Genomic DNA, 15921 nt, shown 5'->3' with positions numbered 1-15921 from the left:
TATCCATACGGATACCGGGGGCTTCGTCTGTTTGCGCCCCATAGGCTTGAGGGATGGATTCAGACCGTGCCCCTCTCAGCCACCGAATCGATGCCCCGCGAGAACTGCCGCTGCCGAGTTCCCCTGACGTCGTTCTGTGGCGCCCGGCAACCCGCGAGGACATCGACGCGATTCATGCAACGCAGATTCTCTCGGACCGGCTCGACCACCCGGAATGGGCGGCAACGCGCGAGGACCTGGAGGACGACTTCCGCGCCGCCCACATCGACATGTCCCGTGACTCGCTGGTCGCGATCGACTCCGACGGCGCGGTTGCTGCGTACGGGTTCGTGATCCTCGGCCCAGGACAGGACAGCCGGGTGCAGTCATATCTGCCGGGAACCGTGCGGCCCGACCTGCGCGGACGGGGTATCGGCCGGCGCCTGCTCGACTGGCAGCGTGCGCGTTCACAGCAGCAGCTCGCCACGTCGGAGAAGACGGTGCCGGGCTGGTCGATGATCGACGTTGCACACGGCAACGACGCGGCCCTCGCGCTCGCCCAGGACATGGGCTTCGTGATCTCGCGCTACTTCACCACCATGAATCGCGTCGCGGCGGAACCTGTTCCCGTGGTGGCCGCGCCCGAAGGCATCCGTATCCTGCCCTGCACTCCGAACCTGTTCGAAGCGGCACGACTGGCGCGGAATGATGCATTTCGCGATCACTGGGGCAGCCAGCCACGGATACCGGAGGAGTGGGCGAAGTTCACCGGCAGCTCGAAGTTCCGGCCAGAGCTGTCGTGGGTCGCTGTCGATGGCGAAGGGGCGGATGCGCGCGTTGTCGCGTTCGCGCTGACCTCGCTCAACGAGCACGACTGGGAGGCCCAGGGCTTCAGCTCGGGATACATCGAACTCATCGGTGTCGTGCGCGACTGGCGTGGCAGGCGGCTTGCCCCCGCGCTCATCTCGCGCTTGCTCACGTCCTTCGGAGAGGCCGGACTGGAGCGAGCCGTTCTCGATGTCGACACCGCAAGCCCGACGGGCGCCAACAGCCTGTACGAACGGCTTGGATTCCGCGCGACAACCCAGGAGATCGCGCTCGTCATCGAGTACTGACGGCGACCGTAAACTGTGGGGGTGACCCAGATCCAGCGATTCCGCCTCGACATCGCGTACGACGGAACCGCGTTCTCCGGGTGGGCGAAGCAACCGGGCCTCCGCACGGTGCAGGGCGTTCTCGAGGACGCGATTACGACCATCCTCGGCCAGCAGGGCGAGAAGATCCTCGTGGCGGTGGCCGGACGAACAGACACCGGGGTCCACGCCACAGGTCAGGTAGCGCACCTCGACCTTGACGCTGACCGCGTCGAACGCGTTCGGCGCGGCCGGGTGACCCGCGATGGGTTACACCCGACCGGCAGCGCCCTCCGCCGCAAGGTGAACGGTGTCCTCGGCCAGTACCCCGATGTCGTGATCACGAACGCTGTTCCGGCCCCGCCGGGTTTCGACGCCCGTTTCTCCGCGGTCTGGCGGCGGTACGAGTACCGGATCGCTGACAGCCTGTCGTTCCGGAGTCCACTGGAGCGCGCCCAGACCACGTGGCATCCCGCCCCGCTCGACGTGGCGAGGATGGATGCCGCTGCCAGCAGTCTCACGGGACTGCGGGATTTCGCGACGTATTGCCGTCCGCGTGACGGGCGTACGACCATCCGCACCCTCCAGCGGTTCAGCTGGCGCAGGGACGCCCACGGAGTTCTCGTCGCTGACGTGCGTGCCGATGCGTTCTGCCACAGCATGGTGCGGGCGCTCGTCGGTGTGTGTGTCGCTGTGGGGGAGGGGAAGCTCGACGTGGAGGACGCCGAACGGTTGCGGGCGGAACTCGAGCGTTCCAACGAATTCGCGGTGATGCCCGCCCGGGGCCTCACCCTGGCCGAGGTCGGTTACCCCTCGGATGCCCTGCTGGGGCAGCGCGCCGAACTGACGAGACAGCGCCGGTCGCTCGGCGACGGCCCGGATCCGTTCGCCGAGTTTGACCCCGATGATGAGGCCGGGTAGGCTTACCCCTTGGTGTCTGCGCTCACTGCAGTGCGGCATCCGAAGTTGAGCCCTCCACCTGCGGCGTTCCAGTTCTGGAACTCCCAACGGAGCGGGATTCACGACCAACCAACTTACGACAAGAAAGCAGCACTACTGTGACGCGCACTTATACCCCCAAGGCATCTGAGATCCAGCGGGACTGGTTCATCATCGACGCCACCGACATCGTGCTCGGCCGCCTGGCCAGCCACGTCGCCATCCTCCTCCGTGGAAAGCACAAGGCAACTTTTGCGAACCACATGGACACCGGTGACTTCGTCATCATCATCAACGCCGACAAGGTTGCCCTCACCGGCCAGAAGCTCCTCCAGAAGAAGGCCTACCGTCACTCGGGTTACCCGGGCGGCATCAAGGCTGTGACTTACGCCGAACTGCTCGAGAAGAACCCGGGTCGTGCGGTGGAGAAGGCCGTTCGCGGCATGCTCCCCAAGAACTCCCTCGGCGCTGCGCAGCTGCGCAAGCTGAAGGTCTACACCGGTTCCGAGCACCCGCACGCCGCTCAGCAGCCCAAGACGTACACCCTCGACCAGGTCGCCCAGTAAGCGCCGAAGAGACATAAGGATTCCTACAGTGGCGAATATTTCAGATTCCATCGCATCGGCCCCGGAGAGCTTCTCCACCGAGACGCCCAACGAAGCAGCTCCCAAGGCAGCTCGCCCGGCACTCAGCGTTCCCGGAGCAGCCGTCGGCCGTCGCAAGCAGGCCATCGCCCGCGTGCGCCTCGTCCCCGGCTCGGGCACCATCACGGTCAACGGCCGTGAGCTCGCCGACTACTTCCCGAACAAGCTGCACCAGCAGCTCATCAACGACCCGTTCACGGTTCTCGACCTCGCAGGTGGATACGACGTCATCGCACGTATCTCCGGCGGCGGCCCCTCCGGCCAGGCCGGAGCCCTTCGTCTCGGTATCGCGCGTGCGCTCAACCAGATCGACGAAGAGAACAACCGCGCAACGCTGAAGGCAGCCGGCTTCCTCTCCCGTGACGCTCGCGTCAAGGAGCGCAAGAAGGCCGGACTCAAGAAGGCACGTAAGGCACCTCAGTTCTCGAAGCGCTAATCGCGCCTCGGTCCTGGACTGCTTGTCATGTCTCGCCTGTTTGGTACTGACGGTGTTCGCGGTCTCGCGAACGTCGACCTGACGGCAGACCTCGCTCTCGGCCTTGCCCAAGCCACCGCAGTGGTGCTTGGGCAAGGCCGTAGTGCTGAGGCCCGCCGCGCCGCCGGGAAACGTCCCGTCGCCGTTCTCGCCCGCGACCCCCGTGTCTCCGGCGACTTCCTCGCCGCCGCTGTTGCCGCCGGCCTCGCTTCCAGCGGAGTGGACGTTCTCGACGCCGGAGTCATCCCGACTCCCGCCGCGGCCTTCCTCATCGCCGACATCGACGCCGACTTCGGTGTCATGATCTCGGCGAGCCACAACCCTGCGCCCGACAACGGCATCAAGATCTTCGCCCGTGGCGGTCGCAAACTGCCGGACGACGTCGAGGCGCGGATCGAGCACTACCTCACCGAGCCGAACCTCGCGCCCACCGGGCCAGGCGTCGGCCGCATCCGCCGGTTCGCGGATGCTGAGGACCGCTACGTCGTGCATCTTCTCGGCAGCCTCCCGCATCGCCTCGACGGCATCCATGTCGTCCTCGACTGCGCCCACGGTGCCGCAGCGGGCGTCTCGCCCGAGGTGTTCCGCGACGCCGGTGCGACGCTCACCATCATCGGGAACGACCCCGACGGCATGAACATCAACGATGGCGTCGGATCGACCCACCTCGATCTGCTGGCGAAAGCCGTCATCGAGCACGGTGCCGACATCGGTATCGCGCACGACGGCGACGCTGACCGCTGCCTTGCTGTCGACGCCAATGGCACCGTCATCAACGGTGACCAGATCATGGCGATCCTCGCCGTCTCGATGAAGGAACGCGGCCACCTCACGGACAACACCCTCGTCGCCACGGTGATGAGCAACCTCGGTCTGACCATCGCGATGGAAGAGCACGGCATCGCCGTGGTGAAAACCAAGGTTGGTGACCGGTACGTTCTCGAAGCCATGAATGAGAACGGCTACGCCCTCGGTGGCGAGCAGTCCGGCCATGTGATCATGAGTGAATTCGCGACGACGGGAGACGGCATCCTGACCGGTCTCCACCTCGTCAGCGAGATGGCGCGTACCGGAAAGACCGCCGCTGAGCTGGCTGCGGTGATGGATGTGTACCCGCAGATCCTGGTCAACGTCAAGGACGTCGACCGCAACGGCATCCACACCGATGAGGTCCTCGCCGCAGCCGTGCTGTCGGCGCAGGAGGAACTCGGTGAGACCGGCCGGGTCCTGCTGCGGCCCAGTGGCACCGAACAGCTGGTCCGCGTGATGGTCGAAGCGGCTGATCAGCCGACCGCTGACCGCCTCGCTCATGCTCTGGCGGATGTCGTGCGGGAGCGTCTCGCCGTCTGACATTCCAGGTTACGAAAAAGCCCCGATCGCTCGAACGAGAGACCGGGGCTTTTTCGCTGGCTCAGACCTTCCGGAGAAGAACCTGGCTCACCGTGTGGTCTGACGCCTTCCGGAGCACGAGCTTGGCTCGTGCGCGGGTGGGACGGATGTTCTCGAGCAGGTTCGGTTCGTTGACCTCACGCCAGTAGAACCGCGCCTTCGCTCGGGCCTCATCCTCGGTGAGTGACGCATACACGTTGAAGAACGAGTTGGGGTTGGTGAACGCTCCACGCTGAAGCGCCATGAACCGTTCCTCGTACCAGGCGGCGATGTCGGAGGACCGGGCGTCGACGTAGACGCTGAAATCGAAGAGGTCACTCACCGTGAGGCGGTTTCCGTTCCCGGCGGGCTGCAGCACGTTGAGCCCCTCGACGATGAGCACATCCGGCCGGCGGACGACGACCTGGGCGTCCGGCACGATGTCGTACTTCAGGTGGGAGTAAAACGGCGCCCGGACCTCGTGCGCACCGCTTTTGACGGCGCTGACGAACCGGAGCAGGGCGCGACGGTCATAGGACTCGGGGAACCCCTTGCGATCCATGATCCCTCGGCGCTTGAGTTCAGCATTCGGGTAGAGGAACCCGTCCGTGGTGATCAGCTCGACCCGCGGGGTGTCCGGCCAGCGCGACATGAGCTCGCGGAGGAGTCTGGCCACCGTCGACTTGCCGACGGCAACGGAGCCGGCGACGCCGATGACGAATGGCGTGCGCTCCGTCTTTTCACCGAGAAATGCGCTCGTCGACTCGTGCAGCTTCTTTGCGTTGGCCACGTAGAGGCTCAGCAGGCGGCTGAGGGGCAGATAGACCTCTTCAACCTCCCGCAGGTCCAGGCGGTCACCCAGGCCACGCAGCTGGAATACCTCGGCGTCTGTGAGCGGGGATTCGGCGGTGGGGGCGAGTCTTGACCAGTCAGAACGGTCGATTTCCACGAACGGGGTGGGCTGGGCGGTCGCGGTTGAGCCGTGGGAGGGGTCCGACATAAGGTTCCCAGTCTATTGCCGCTATCGTTGAGCCCATGTGTGGAATCGTCGGTTACGTTGGCAGCAACGACAGTATTAATGTTCTTCTCAGCGGTCTCGGCCGTCTGGAGTATCGCGGGTATGACTCCGCCGGCGTCGCCGTTATCGACGAGACGGGTGCAATCCGTACCCGGAAGCGCGCTGGAAAGCTTGCCGTCCTCGCCGGAGACGTCAAGGGCAGCGCCATGGAAGTCAGCCACACCGGGATCGGACACACCCGCTGGGCCACCCACGGTGCCCCGACCGACCAGAACGCCCACCCTCACCTCGGTGATGACGGCAAGCTCGCACTGATCCACAACGGCATCATCGAGAACTTCGCTCCGCTCAAGAAGGAACTTGTCGCCGACGGCTACACGTTCATCAGCGAGACCGACTCCGAGGTTGCCGCGGTGCTCCTCGGCCGTGAATACCGCAAGACCAAGAACCTCCGCGAGGCGTTCCAGCACGTCGTCGCCCAGCTCGAGGGAGCCTTCACGCTCCTCGCTGTGCACGAAGAAGAGCCCGGCCTCGTCGTCGGAGCGCGCCGCAACTCGCCGCTCGTCATCGGCCTCGGCGACGGCGAGAACTTCCTCGCGTCCGACGTCGCCGCGTTCGTTGAATACACCCAGAGTGCCCTCGCCATCGGCCAGGACCAGATCGTCTCGATCACCCCGGACGCCGTCTCTGTGACGGACTTCTTCGGTGAGGCCGTCGAGGTCGAGCCGTTCGAGATCCAGTGGGATGCCTCGGCTGCCGAAAAGGGCGGCTGGTCGAGCTTCATGGCCAAGGAAATCGACGAAGAGCCGGATGCCGTCGCCAACACCCTGCGCGGCCGCATCGACGAAGAGGGCCGGGTCGTCATCCCCGAGCTCAACGGTCTTGACGAGCTGTTCGCCGATATCAACCGGATCGTCGTCGTCGCATGCGGAACGGCGTCCTACGCTGGCCAGGTCGGCAAGTACGCCCTCGAGAAGTGGGCCGGCATCCCGGTCGACGTCGAGCTCAGCCACGAGTTCCGCTACCGCGAACCCGTCATCACGCCGCAGACCCTCGTCGTCTCCATCAGCCAGTCCGGTGAGACCATGGACACACTCATGGCGGTCAAGTACGCAAGCGACGCCGGCGCCAAGACGCTGTCGATCTGCAACACGCAGGGTGCGACCATCCCGCGTGAATCGGACGCCGTCGTCTATACCCACGCCGGGCCAGAGGTCGCCGTCGCATCCACCAAGGCGTTCGTCGCCCAGATCACCGCGCTGTACCTGTTCGCGCTGCACCTCGCTCGCGTTCGCGGTGCCCAGTCGAGCGAGATGCTCGCGGAGCAGTCCGCCGAACTCCTCGCCATCCCGGAGAAGATCCGCACCATCCTCGGTGAGCAGGATGTCGTCGTGCAGCTTGCCCGATGGATGAGCGACTCCCGTGCCGTGCTGTTCCTCGGTCGCCACGTCGGCTTCCCGATCGCCCTCGAGGGTGCGCTCAAGCTCAAGGAACTCGCGTACATCCACGCTGAGGGCTTCGCCGCCGGTGAGCTCAAGCACGGCCCGATCGCGTTGATCGAACCAGGCCAGCCGGTCTTCGTCGTCGTTCCGAGCCCGCGTGCCTCCGCGACCATTCACTCGAAGGTCGTCTCCAACATCCAGGAGATCCGTGCCCGCGGCGCGAAGGTCATCGCGATCGCCGAAGAGGGCGACGCGTCGGTTCTGCCGTTCACCGACGTGGTGCTCCGCATCCCGCTGGCCGCGCCGCTGTTCGAGCCGCTCCTCGCCGTCATCCCGCTGCAGATCTTTGCGATGGAGCTGGCGAGCGCGAAGGGTCTCGACGTCGACCAGCCCCGCAACCTGGCCAAGTCCGTCACCGTCGAGTAGCAGGACTCCCGGCGGGGGAGAGAGGAACAGCGTGATCGTCGGCATCGGAGTCGACCTGGTTGATCTGGCGCGATTTGAACGCGCTGTCGACCGGACGCCCCGGTTGCGCGATCGTCTGTTCGCTCCCAGCGAACAGGATAAGCCTCTTCGCTCCCTTGCCGGCCGCTTCGCGGCGAAAGAAGCGCTCATCAAGGCCCTCGGGAGTTCGGATGGCGTGCACTGGCTCGAAATCATCGTGACCAACGACTCGCAGGGCGACCCGCGGTTCGAGCTGTCCGGTGAGACGGCGGAGGTGGTCGCCGCTCGCGGCATCACCTCGCTGCACCTCTCGATGAGCCACGACGCCGGGGCAGCGATCGCTTTCGTCCTCGCCGAGCGTGCAGAACCACTGCTGGTTGAGACCACGACGGATGCCGCATGACGGCGTTCCGTGAGGCGGTCGTCGACCTCGGGGCGGTGACCGCGAACATCCGCACCCTGCGCGCTCGAATCGGTACGCCGCACCTCGTCGCGGTGGTCAAGGCCGACGCATACGGCCACGGTGCCGTGCCCGTGGCCCGCGCCGCGCTCGCCGGCGGAGCTGACTGGCTCGGGACCGCCGACATTCCCGAGGCGCTGGCGCTGCGCTCCGCCGGTATCGACGCGCCCGTGCTCTGCTGGCTGCACGAGGAGGGAGCGAACTTCGCGGCAGCGGTGGACGCGGGGATCGACCTCGGCGCCTCATCGGCCGCCCAGCTCGATGCGATCGCCCGCGGCGCCGGAACGTCCCGTGCGGCTGTGCACCTCAAACTCGACACCGGTCTCAGCAGAAACGGCATCGCCGAAGCCGACTGGACTGACGTTTTTGATCACGCCCGCCGTCTCGAAGAGGAGGGGACGCTCACGATTCGGGGCATTTTCTCGCACCTCTCGAACGCGTCCGTCGACGACGACCTGGCCGCCGTCGCTGTTTTCCGCCGCGGGCTGGACCTCGCCGAAAAAGCGGGACTGGCGCCCGAACTCGTTCACCTCGCGGCGACGGCGGCGGCGATCGACCTGCCTGAGTCACGATTCAACACCGTGCGCATCGGCATCGGCATGTACGGCCTCTCGCCGTTCGACAATCGCAGCTCGGCAGATCTCGGGCTCGTGCCTGTGATGACGCTGAGGGGCAGGATCGCGGCTGTGCGCCGGGTTCCCGCTGGCAGCGGCGTCTCGTACAGCTACACCTACCGAACGACCGGTGAATCGACGCTCGCTCTCGTTCCGCTCGGATACGCAGACGGCGTTCCGCGCCAGGCCTCGGGCGCCGGGCAGGTCTCGATCGCCGGTTCCCGGTTTCGGGTCGCTGGCCGCATTGCCATGGACCAATTCGTCGTCGATATCGGAGACCTTGTCGTCGCCGTCGGAGACGATGTGATTCTTTTCGGTGATCCCACCTCTGGTGTGCCAAGTGCGACCGAGTGGGCCGAGGCCGCCAACACGATCAACTACGAGATCGTCACCCGGATCGGTGCACGCGTCGCGAGGCGGTACGTCCCGTGATCGAGTTGCCGTTCGAAGCGACGGTCGACACGTCGGACGACATGCACGAACTGGGAGTCCGGCTCGGCGCGTCGCTCCAGGCGGGAGACCTGCTCGTGCTCAGCGGCCCGCTTGGGGCAGGCAAGACCACGCTGACCCGAGGTATCGGAGAGGGGCTGGGCGTTCGCGGACCAGTGACGAGCCCCACCTTTGTGCTCGCCCGCACACACCCGAACCTCGTCGGGGGGCCACCACTTGTGCACGTCGACGCGTACCGGCTGAGCGAGGCCATCGAACTCGACGATCTCGACATCGATTTCGCCAGGAGCGTCGTCATTGTCGAGTGGGGCAGGGGGCTTGTCGACGCGATCGCCCCGGGATGGGTCAATGTCGAAATCGAGCGGCCGACCGGCGCGTCCGAAAGCGAACTGGACGCAGACGCGGCGGATGCCGGGGACGAGCCCCGTCGCATCCGCATCACCCGGGCGACGCCCGGCACCGTCTGACTGCCTGAGCGCGTAGGCTTGACTGCGTGCTTCTCGCCATAGATTCCTCCACCGGCACCTCCGTCGCCGTGGTCGACCGGGACGGCGGCATCCTCGCCGAACAGGCGATCGATGACACCATGAGCCACGCCGAGGTCGTCGGGGCGCTTCTGCGCGACACCCTCCGCGAGGCAGGTGTCGCACCCGCGGAACTCTCCGCGATCGCGTGCGGCATGGGCCCCGGACCGTTCACCGGGTTGAGGATCGGCATCGCCGCTGCGCGCGCATTCGCGTTCGGCGCCGGCAAACCCGTCGTGCCTCTCGTCAGCCACGATGCCGTGGCCTTCGCCTGGTACTCGGCGGGCAACAACGGCAACCTTCTCGTCGAGACCGACGCGAGGCGCAAAGAGCTGTACTGGTCGGCGTACACCGGCCTGTCCGCTGCGGGTCTTCCGGTCCGCGTCGGCGGCCCCGGGCTGGCAAAGCCCGAGGATGTACCGGCGTCTGCCGGCACTCGGCTCGAGGCCGCAGCCGTGTCAGCGGGAGCTCTCGGAATGCTCGCCGAACTGACCTGGGCGGCCGGGAAAGACTTCGCGGCGGACGAACCGCTGTATCTGCGGTCACCGGATGTCAGTATGTCGTCGCGCAAGCGGGTGACGTCATGACCTGGCAGTTGCGCCGCGCCGTCGTCGCCGACCTTCCCCAGATCCTCCGGATCGAGCGCAGCGTCTTCGCGACGGATGCCTGGTCCGAGTCGATGTTGCGCGACGAACTGGAATCGAAGAACACGTCGTACGTTGTCGCGACGCCGCTCGGCGCTCCGGAGATCATCCAGGGCTACGCCGGGCTGATGCTTTTGCCTGGCGCAACCGAAGCCGACGTCCAGACGATCGCGGTTGCCGCCGAGGCGCGCCGGATGGGACTCGGTCGCGTGCTCATGCACGCGCTGATCCGGACGGCCAGGGAGGCGGGTGCGCGCGAGGTGTTCCTTGAGGTGCGGGCTGACAACACCGCAGCGCAGGCGCTCTACGACTCCCTCGGCTTCGTCGGTATCGGCGTGCGCCCCGGCTACTACCAACCAGACGACGTGGATGCCATCGTGATGAAACTCGTCCTCGCCCGCCCGTCAACAGTGGTCGGCGCTCCATGAGCGGGCTGAATCGCGAGGCACCGCTCGTCCTCGGTATCGAGACGTCGTGTGATGAGACCGGGATCGGCATCGTCCGTGGACGATCCCTGCTCAGCAACACCATCGCATCGTCGATGGACGAACACGCCAGATACGGCGGCGTCGTGCCCGAGGTCGCCGCACGTGCTCACCTCGAGGCGCTCGTGCCCGCGCTCACCGCGGCCGTCGCCGAGGCGGGAATCACGCTCGATGACCTCGACGCCGTCGCCGTGACATCCGGCCCCGGCCTGTCCGGTGCGCTCATGGTCGGTGTCGGAGCGGCCAAAGCGCTCGCCGTGGCTCTCGACAAGCCGATCTATGCCGTGAACCACCTCGTCGGCCATGTCGGCGCTGACATTCTCGACGAGTCCGGCACACCGTTCGAGTACCCGACCATCGCCCTCCTCGTCTCGGGCGGACACACGTCGCTGCTTCTCGTCCGCGACCTCGTCAGCGACGTTGAACTCCTGGGCGAGACCATCGACGACGCGGCGGGGGAGGCCTTCGACAAGGTCGCACGACTGCTCGGTCTCCCGTACCCCGGCGGTCCCGAGATCGACCGGCTCGCCGCGCTCGGCGACCCGACGGCGATCCGGTTCCCCCGCGGGCTGACCCACCCCAAGGACATGGCGAAGCACCGCTACGACTTCTCGTTCTCCGGGCTCAAGACCTCGGTCGCGCGGTGGGTCGAGAAACAGCAGGACCTCGGCAACGAGGTACCGGTTGCGGATGTCGCGGCGAGCTTCCGCGAAGCGGTCGCCGACGTGCTCCTCACCAAAGCGATAGCGGCGTGTGCTGACCACGGGGTGCCGCGCCTTCTCCTCGGCGGTGGCGTGGTCGCCAACTCCCGCGTGCGTGAGCTTGCCGCCGAACGGGCCGCTGCAGCCGGAGTGGCGTTGCGTATTCCGCCGCTGTCGCTGTGCACGGACAACGGCGCGATGATCGCTGAACTCGGCGCCCAGCTGATCATGGCGGGCCACGCCCCGTCGACCCTCGACTTCCCGGCCGATTCCACGCTGCCGGTCACCGAAATCCAGGTGCGCTGAGAACACTCGCCGTTCTCCGTGGCCGGAAACCAGCCAGAGCCAACCGGGCAATATACCGGATGCGGCGCGCATGCGGATTCACTCGAATTCCCGCGATAGGGTGTCACTCTGGATGCCCGCTGACGCTGTCGGAGGGTTCCACCGCCCGCGTGCTTCGGCGACAGGAGAACCTTCGTGACAGACCCCCAGCGCCCCGAGGATCTGCCGGAGCGCCCACCGCTTCCGCCCCAGGCGACTCCTCCCGCAGCCGAACCGCAGCAGATGCCTCCGGCATCTCCTCCGCCGTACCGTAGCCAGACGCCGCCACCGAATCCGTACGCCCAGGCGCCAGCCGGGCGACACGCGCCGCAGGCGCCGTCCGCTCCGCAGAGGCACACGGAATTCGCGCCGCCCAGCTCGCCGGGCTTTGGGCCGCAGGGCTCACCGGTCGCACCGGCCACCCCTGCCACACCGCTTCCGTACGGACAGCAGCCAGCCCAGCCGCAGTACGGTCAGCAGCACCAGGGCTCGCCGTACGGGCAGCCCGCGTACCCGGGTGCCGGCACACCGACCGGAACCCAGCACCAGCCCTACTCATCCGCGGCCCCGGTTCCGGCTTCCAAGCCGGCCCGACCGGCATCCCGCCTGGCCACCACGGGAGTCGTTCTCGGCAGCATCGGCGTGCTCGGCGGCATCATCTTCGGCTGGACCCTGCCGCTGTCGATCGTCGCGATCGTGCTCGGGTTCATTGCTCGTTCGAAGGAATCCCACGCCAGGGGCATGGCGCTCGCCGCCATCGTCACCGGGATCGTCGGTCTCGTGTTGTCGGCGGGGTGGCTGGCGTACAGCATCATCACCTGGCTCGCCCTGACGTCGTCGTAGCAAGGAGCCGCACGTGAGCGTGAACCCTGCCGTCCTCTTCACCGCAGCGACGACGAGTTATGTCGCCAATTGCGCCCTCGGCGCGGCGGTCGCCACCGGCACCCTGAGAACCGGTCGCGCGCGCTGGGTGCACCACGCCCTCTATATCTCCACGGCCAGCCTCGCGGGCATCGCAGCGAGCTCCCTGTTCTGGAGCCGCAATCGCGCTGGCCTCCTGCTGCTCCCCGCCGCCGTGCCGCTCGTCCTCATTCCCGCTATCAGCTCACACTCACGCAGGCACATCGTCACAGCGCTGTCCGCAGCGCCGTTCTTCGTGGCGAGCCTCATCAAAGCCTGGAGATAACCGATGGATTTTCTCGACGTCGTCCGCCGCCGCAAGACCACGAACGGCCCGTTCCTGCCCGATCCCGTGCGGGAGGAACACCAGCGACTCCTGATGGAACTGGCCGGTCGCGCACCGTCCCAGCTCAACAGCCAGCCGTGGCGGTTCGTGATCGTCGAAGAAAAGGACACGATCGAGAAGATCGCAGCGATCAGCGGCGAGAGCATGACGGAGGCGATGTCGAACGGCACCTTCTTCGAGCGCTACAAACCGTACTTCCGGTTCAGCGCCGAAGAGATGGCGACCCGGCGCGACGGGATGCTGTTCGACAAGCTCCCCGCGGCCCTGCGGCCGTTCACGAGCCAGGTCTTCACCGCGCGCGGGCAGAAACTCATGAACACGATGCGCGTTCCGCAGAAGCTCGGTGAGGAGAACCGCAAGCTTGTCGCCGGGTCGCCTCTGCTCCTCGGCGTGATGCTCGACCGGTCCGAATACCGGCCGGGGGAGCTCTCATCGTTCTACTCGGTGTTCAGCATGGGTGCCGCAATGGAGAACGTCTGGCTCGCGACCGTGGAACTGGGCATGGGCATCCAGTTCGTGTCGTTCCCGATGGAGGTCCCCGGCAACTGGGCGAAGATCGAAAGCCTCCTGCAGGTACCGGACAGTCTCGAGCTCATGGCCGTGTACCGGCTCGGTTACCTGCCGCCGGAGCAGCGCCGCCCAGCGATCGACTGGTCGAGCCACGAACGCAAGTTGCCGTCGCAATACGTCTTCCGCGGCACATGCGAAACGCCCCAGACCGGGTGGGATACCTCCGTCGAAACGGGGAACCCGGTCTGAGGCGTTGCGAGAGCTCTAGCGTCCGGTTGCGTCCGGTGAGCGGTCGACCGATCCGCGCCATGCGCCGGTCTCAAAGCCGTTCGATTCGATCAGTTCCTTGAACTTTTTGAGGTCCTTCTTGATCTGCATGTCGTCGACCTGAAGCAGCGCGCCGGCAGACTCGACCACGCCCTGTGGTGTCCAGTCCATCCGCAGGGAGATCCGTGTTTCGGAGTCGCTCAAGCGGTGGAAAGTGACAACGCCGGCGTGATCTTCGCCGCTCGTGCTGTTCCAGGCGATCCGCTCGTCCGGAATCTGCTCGGTGATCTCAGCGTCGAACTCACGGGTGACCCCGGCGATCGAGACCTTCCAGTGCGTCTGGGTGTCAGACTTCTGGACGACCTCATCCACTCCGCCAAGGAACTGCGGGAAGGATTCGAACTGGGTCCACTGGTTGTAGACGCTGGAGATGGGAGCTGAGACGTCGATATCGGAGTTGACAGTTGCCATGGGGCATCCTTCTCTCTGTTCGTGTGGTGAGTTCTCAGGACATCACGCGCCCGAGAGAGATGTCGAGGGGTTGCGACGCCATGCCCCGACGTGCCACGCGAAATCGGATGTGCTGTGAGGTGCTCAGCTGCGTTCACACAGCAGCGCAGCATGCCTCCCGGCAACACGGGTGAGGAAGAGCGTCGCGCTGTTGGGGCCCTTGAGACTCATCCGGGTGCGGAACGCCGCGGGGTCGATGTCTGCCCCGCGCTTCTTCACCTCGAGGGTTCCGATGCCGCGCGCACGCAACTCCTTCTTGAGAGTGCGTTCGTCGAGCGAGAAGCGCTCGATCACCCGGAATCGGGTTGCGAACGGGCTGGAGCCGGTGTCGTTGCCGGTGAGGTACGCGATCCCGTCGCTGAGCATTCCGGCACCGAGCGCCCGCGCGACATCACCGATGAGACGGGCACGGATGACCGCGCCGTCCGGCTCCCAGAGGTAGTCGCCGAGCTCGACCGTGTCGACGTCGTCGCTGTCAGCGGCGGCGTGCAGCTCATGAGTCCCGTCGGCGTCGAGGACGAGGGCGGAACGACGGATGCCATCGCGAGCGACAGCGCCGAACCACAGACCCAGCTCCACCACCTGGCCGTCGACACTGACCCACTGCGCTTCCGCCTCATCCGTGATCAGGGACCGATCGAAACCAGGCCCGAGCTTCACCCCGGTAGGACGTGTCGCCGCCGAGGCGAAGACGAAGTCGAGCGACGGAGTGTAATCCGAAGGGTCGGTCAATCGCGCCGTGTTCTTGTGGCCCGCCGTGCGCCTCGCCGGGTCGAAGTACAGACCGTCAAACCGGTCCAGATCCACGTTCCCCGCTGAGGCGTGCTCCACCCGCGCCGACTCGAACGGTGCCAGGTTGTAGCTGGCGACCGTTGCTGTGACCTCGTCGACGTCGACGGCGGTCACGTCGAGTCCGAGCGCGGCGAACGCCATGGCATCCCCACCGATACCGCAGCCGAGGTCCGCGACCCGGGACACTCCGGCCGACTGGAACCGCCCGGCGTGCAGGGCGGCGACCCGGAGGCGCGTGGCCTGTTCGAGTCCCGCCTCGGTGAAGAGCATGCGAGCGGCGAAGTCGCCGAACTTCGCTCGTGCCTTGAGGCGCAGGCGCCCCTGTGTCAGGGCGGTTGCGACGAGTGTGGGGGAGTGGCCGGCCGCGCGCAGTCGTGACACGGTCGCGACGACATCGCTCCCGGCATCCGTTTCGGCGACCTCATCGACGAGCCTCAGTCCCTCCGGCGTCAGTAATTCGACAAGTTCGGCTCTCTCCATCCCGCAAACCTACCAAGCGAAAGCGCCGGAACTTCGCGGCGTTGGCACTCACGTTGCGAGAGTGCCAACGGATCCCTAGACTGGCGTTAGCACTCTCGATGTGAGGGTGCTAACTCAAGTCTTAGTTTCAGAAAGAGGTCAACCGTGTCGGTCTCCATCAAGCCGCTCGAAGATCGCATCGTCATCAAGCAGGTCGATGCGGAGCAGACAACTGCTTCCGGTCTTGTCATCCCTGACACCGCTAAGGAGAAGCCCCAGGAGGGCGTCGTCGAAGCAGTAGGCCCCGGCCGCATCGACGACAACGGCAACCGCGTTCCGCTCGACGTCGCCGTCGGCGACAAGGTCATCTACTCCAAGTACGGCGGAACCGAAGTGAAGTTCGACGGCCAGGACTACCTGGTTCTCTCGGCTCGCGACGTGCTCGCCGTGGTGGTTCGCTAACACCGCAAAGCACTCGAACCGATATCCCGGA

19 protein-coding genes are annotated in these 15921 nt (G+C 66.2%); 16 read left to right on the top strand and 3 right to left on the bottom strand.

Annotated elements, in window-relative coordinates:
- The first annotated feature begins 53 nt into the window (after window positions 1-53).
- From ACWA1Q_RS11415 to glmM, 5 genes are all read left to right on the top strand, one after another.
- On the top strand, window positions 54-1094 hold the full coding sequence (locus ACWA1Q_RS11415; RefSeq protein WP_463757479.1) for a GNAT family N-acetyltransferase: 1041 nt from the start codon (window positions 54-56) through the stop codon (window positions 1092-1094).
- A 15-nt stretch (window positions 1095-1109) separates the two neighbouring features.
- Window positions 1110-2033: a tRNA pseudouridine(38-40) synthase TruA gene (truA, locus tag ACWA1Q_RS11410; protein ID WP_463757477.1), complete on the top strand. Its 924-nt coding sequence runs from the start codon at window positions 1110-1112 to the stop codon at window positions 2031-2033.
- A gap of 137 nt (window positions 2034-2170) precedes the next feature.
- The gene (rplM, locus tag ACWA1Q_RS11405) at window positions 2171-2617 is read left to right on the top strand and encodes a 50S ribosomal protein L13 (protein WP_297362743.1); all 447 of its coding nucleotides are present in this window, start codon (window positions 2171-2173) and stop codon (window positions 2615-2617) included.
- Window positions 2618-2645: 28 nt separating this feature from the next.
- Window positions 2646-3131, top strand: coding sequence for a 30S ribosomal protein S9 (rpsI, locus tag ACWA1Q_RS11400; RefSeq protein ID WP_121672456.1), 486 nt, complete (start codon window positions 2646-2648; stop codon window positions 3129-3131).
- A gap of 27 nt (window positions 3132-3158) precedes the next feature.
- Window positions 3159-4520 (top strand): phosphoglucosamine mutase, encoded by a 1362-nt coding sequence (gene glmM / locus ACWA1Q_RS11395; RefSeq protein ID WP_463757475.1) that lies wholly within the window; start codon window positions 3159-3161, stop codon window positions 4518-4520.
- A gap of 61 nt (window positions 4521-4581) precedes the next feature.
- Here glmM and coaA read toward each other — a convergent pair whose 3' ends face one another.
- Window positions 4582-5538: a type I pantothenate kinase gene (gene coaA, locus ACWA1Q_RS11390; protein WP_463757473.1), complete on the bottom strand. Its 957-nt coding sequence runs from the start codon at window positions 5536-5538 to the stop codon at window positions 4582-4584.
- A 35-nt stretch (window positions 5539-5573) separates the two neighbouring features.
- Between coaA and glmS the strand changes: the two genes are divergently transcribed.
- The 10 genes from glmS (at window position 5574) to ACWA1Q_RS11340 (ending at window position 13649) form a co-directional block, all read left to right on the top strand.
- Window positions 5574-7424: a glutamine--fructose-6-phosphate transaminase (isomerizing) gene (gene glmS / locus ACWA1Q_RS11385; protein ID WP_463757472.1), complete on the top strand. Its 1851-nt coding sequence runs from the start codon at window positions 5574-5576 to the stop codon at window positions 7422-7424.
- Window positions 7425-7455: 31 nt separating this feature from the next.
- Window positions 7456-7845, top strand: coding sequence for a holo-ACP synthase (locus ACWA1Q_RS11380; protein ID WP_463757470.1), 390 nt, complete (start codon window positions 7456-7458; stop codon window positions 7843-7845).
- A complete protein-coding gene (gene alr / locus ACWA1Q_RS11375; RefSeq protein ID WP_463757469.1) occupies window positions 7842-8948 on the top strand; it encodes an alanine racemase in 1107 nt (368 codons plus the stop codon). Before ACWA1Q_RS11380 ends, alr begins: the two co-directional genes overlap by 4 nt.
- Window positions 8949-8989: 41 nt before the next feature.
- On the top strand, window positions 8990-9433 hold the full coding sequence (gene tsaE / locus ACWA1Q_RS11370) for a tRNA (adenosine(37)-N6)-threonylcarbamoyltransferase complex ATPase subunit type 1 TsaE (protein WP_463760853.1): 444 nt from the start codon (window positions 8990-8992) through the stop codon (window positions 9431-9433).
- 26 nt (window positions 9434-9459) lie between these two features.
- Window positions 9460-10077, top strand: a complete 618-nt coding sequence (gene tsaB, locus ACWA1Q_RS11365; protein ID WP_463757468.1) for a tRNA (adenosine(37)-N6)-threonylcarbamoyltransferase complex dimerization subunit type 1 TsaB — start codon at window positions 9460-9462, stop codon at window positions 10075-10077.
- Complete coding sequence (rimI, locus tag ACWA1Q_RS11360; RefSeq protein ID WP_463757466.1) at window positions 10074-10562, top strand: ribosomal protein S18-alanine N-acetyltransferase; 489 nt, start codon at window positions 10074-10076, stop codon at window positions 10560-10562. Before tsaB ends, rimI begins: the two co-directional genes overlap by 4 nt.
- Window positions 10559-11626 carry a tRNA (adenosine(37)-N6)-threonylcarbamoyltransferase complex transferase subunit TsaD gene (tsaD, locus tag ACWA1Q_RS11355; RefSeq protein ID WP_463757465.1) on the top strand — a complete coding sequence of 356 codons (1068 nt, stop codon included), beginning with the start codon at window positions 10559-10561 and terminating at the stop codon, window positions 11624-11626. The genes rimI and tsaD overlap by 4 nt, the downstream gene beginning before the upstream one ends.
- A gap of 174 nt (window positions 11627-11800) precedes the next feature.
- Window positions 11801-12487 carry a DUF4190 domain-containing protein gene (locus ACWA1Q_RS11350; RefSeq protein WP_463757463.1) on the top strand — a complete coding sequence of 229 codons (687 nt, stop codon included), beginning with the start codon at window positions 11801-11803 and terminating at the stop codon, window positions 12485-12487.
- 13 nt (window positions 12488-12500) lie between these two features.
- Complete coding sequence (locus ACWA1Q_RS11345; protein ID WP_463757462.1) at window positions 12501-12830, top strand: hypothetical protein; 330 nt, start codon at window positions 12501-12503, stop codon at window positions 12828-12830.
- A gap of 3 nt (window positions 12831-12833) precedes the next feature.
- Window positions 12834-13649: a nitroreductase family protein gene (locus tag ACWA1Q_RS11340; RefSeq protein WP_463757461.1), complete on the top strand. Its 816-nt coding sequence runs from the start codon at window positions 12834-12836 to the stop codon at window positions 13647-13649.
- Between the two features lie 15 nt (window positions 13650-13664).
- Here the strand turns inward: ACWA1Q_RS11340 and ACWA1Q_RS11335 are convergent, their stop codons facing one another.
- Both ACWA1Q_RS11335 and ACWA1Q_RS11330 read right to left on the bottom strand, forming a co-directional pair.
- Window positions 13665-14138 carry an SRPBCC family protein gene (locus ACWA1Q_RS11335; protein WP_463757459.1) on the bottom strand — a complete coding sequence of 158 codons (474 nt, stop codon included), beginning with the start codon at window positions 14136-14138 and terminating at the stop codon, window positions 13665-13667.
- Window positions 14139-14261: 123 nt separating this feature from the next.
- Window positions 14262-15449 (bottom strand): class I SAM-dependent methyltransferase, encoded by a 1188-nt coding sequence (locus ACWA1Q_RS11330; protein ID WP_463757458.1) that lies wholly within the window; start codon window positions 15447-15449, stop codon window positions 14262-14264.
- A gap of 144 nt (window positions 15450-15593) precedes the next feature.
- Between ACWA1Q_RS11330 and groES the strand changes: the two genes are divergently transcribed.
- A complete protein-coding gene (groES, locus tag ACWA1Q_RS11325; RefSeq protein WP_121672470.1) occupies window positions 15594-15890 on the top strand; it encodes a co-chaperone GroES in 297 nt (98 codons plus the stop codon).
- The last annotated feature ends 31 nt before the right edge of the window (window positions 15891-15921 follow it).

The organism is Mycetocola sp. TRD_SC_2, assembly GCF_055361225.1.
Note: the sequence above shows the minus strand (reverse complement) of the source record. Positions and strands in the feature narration are given on the sequence as shown.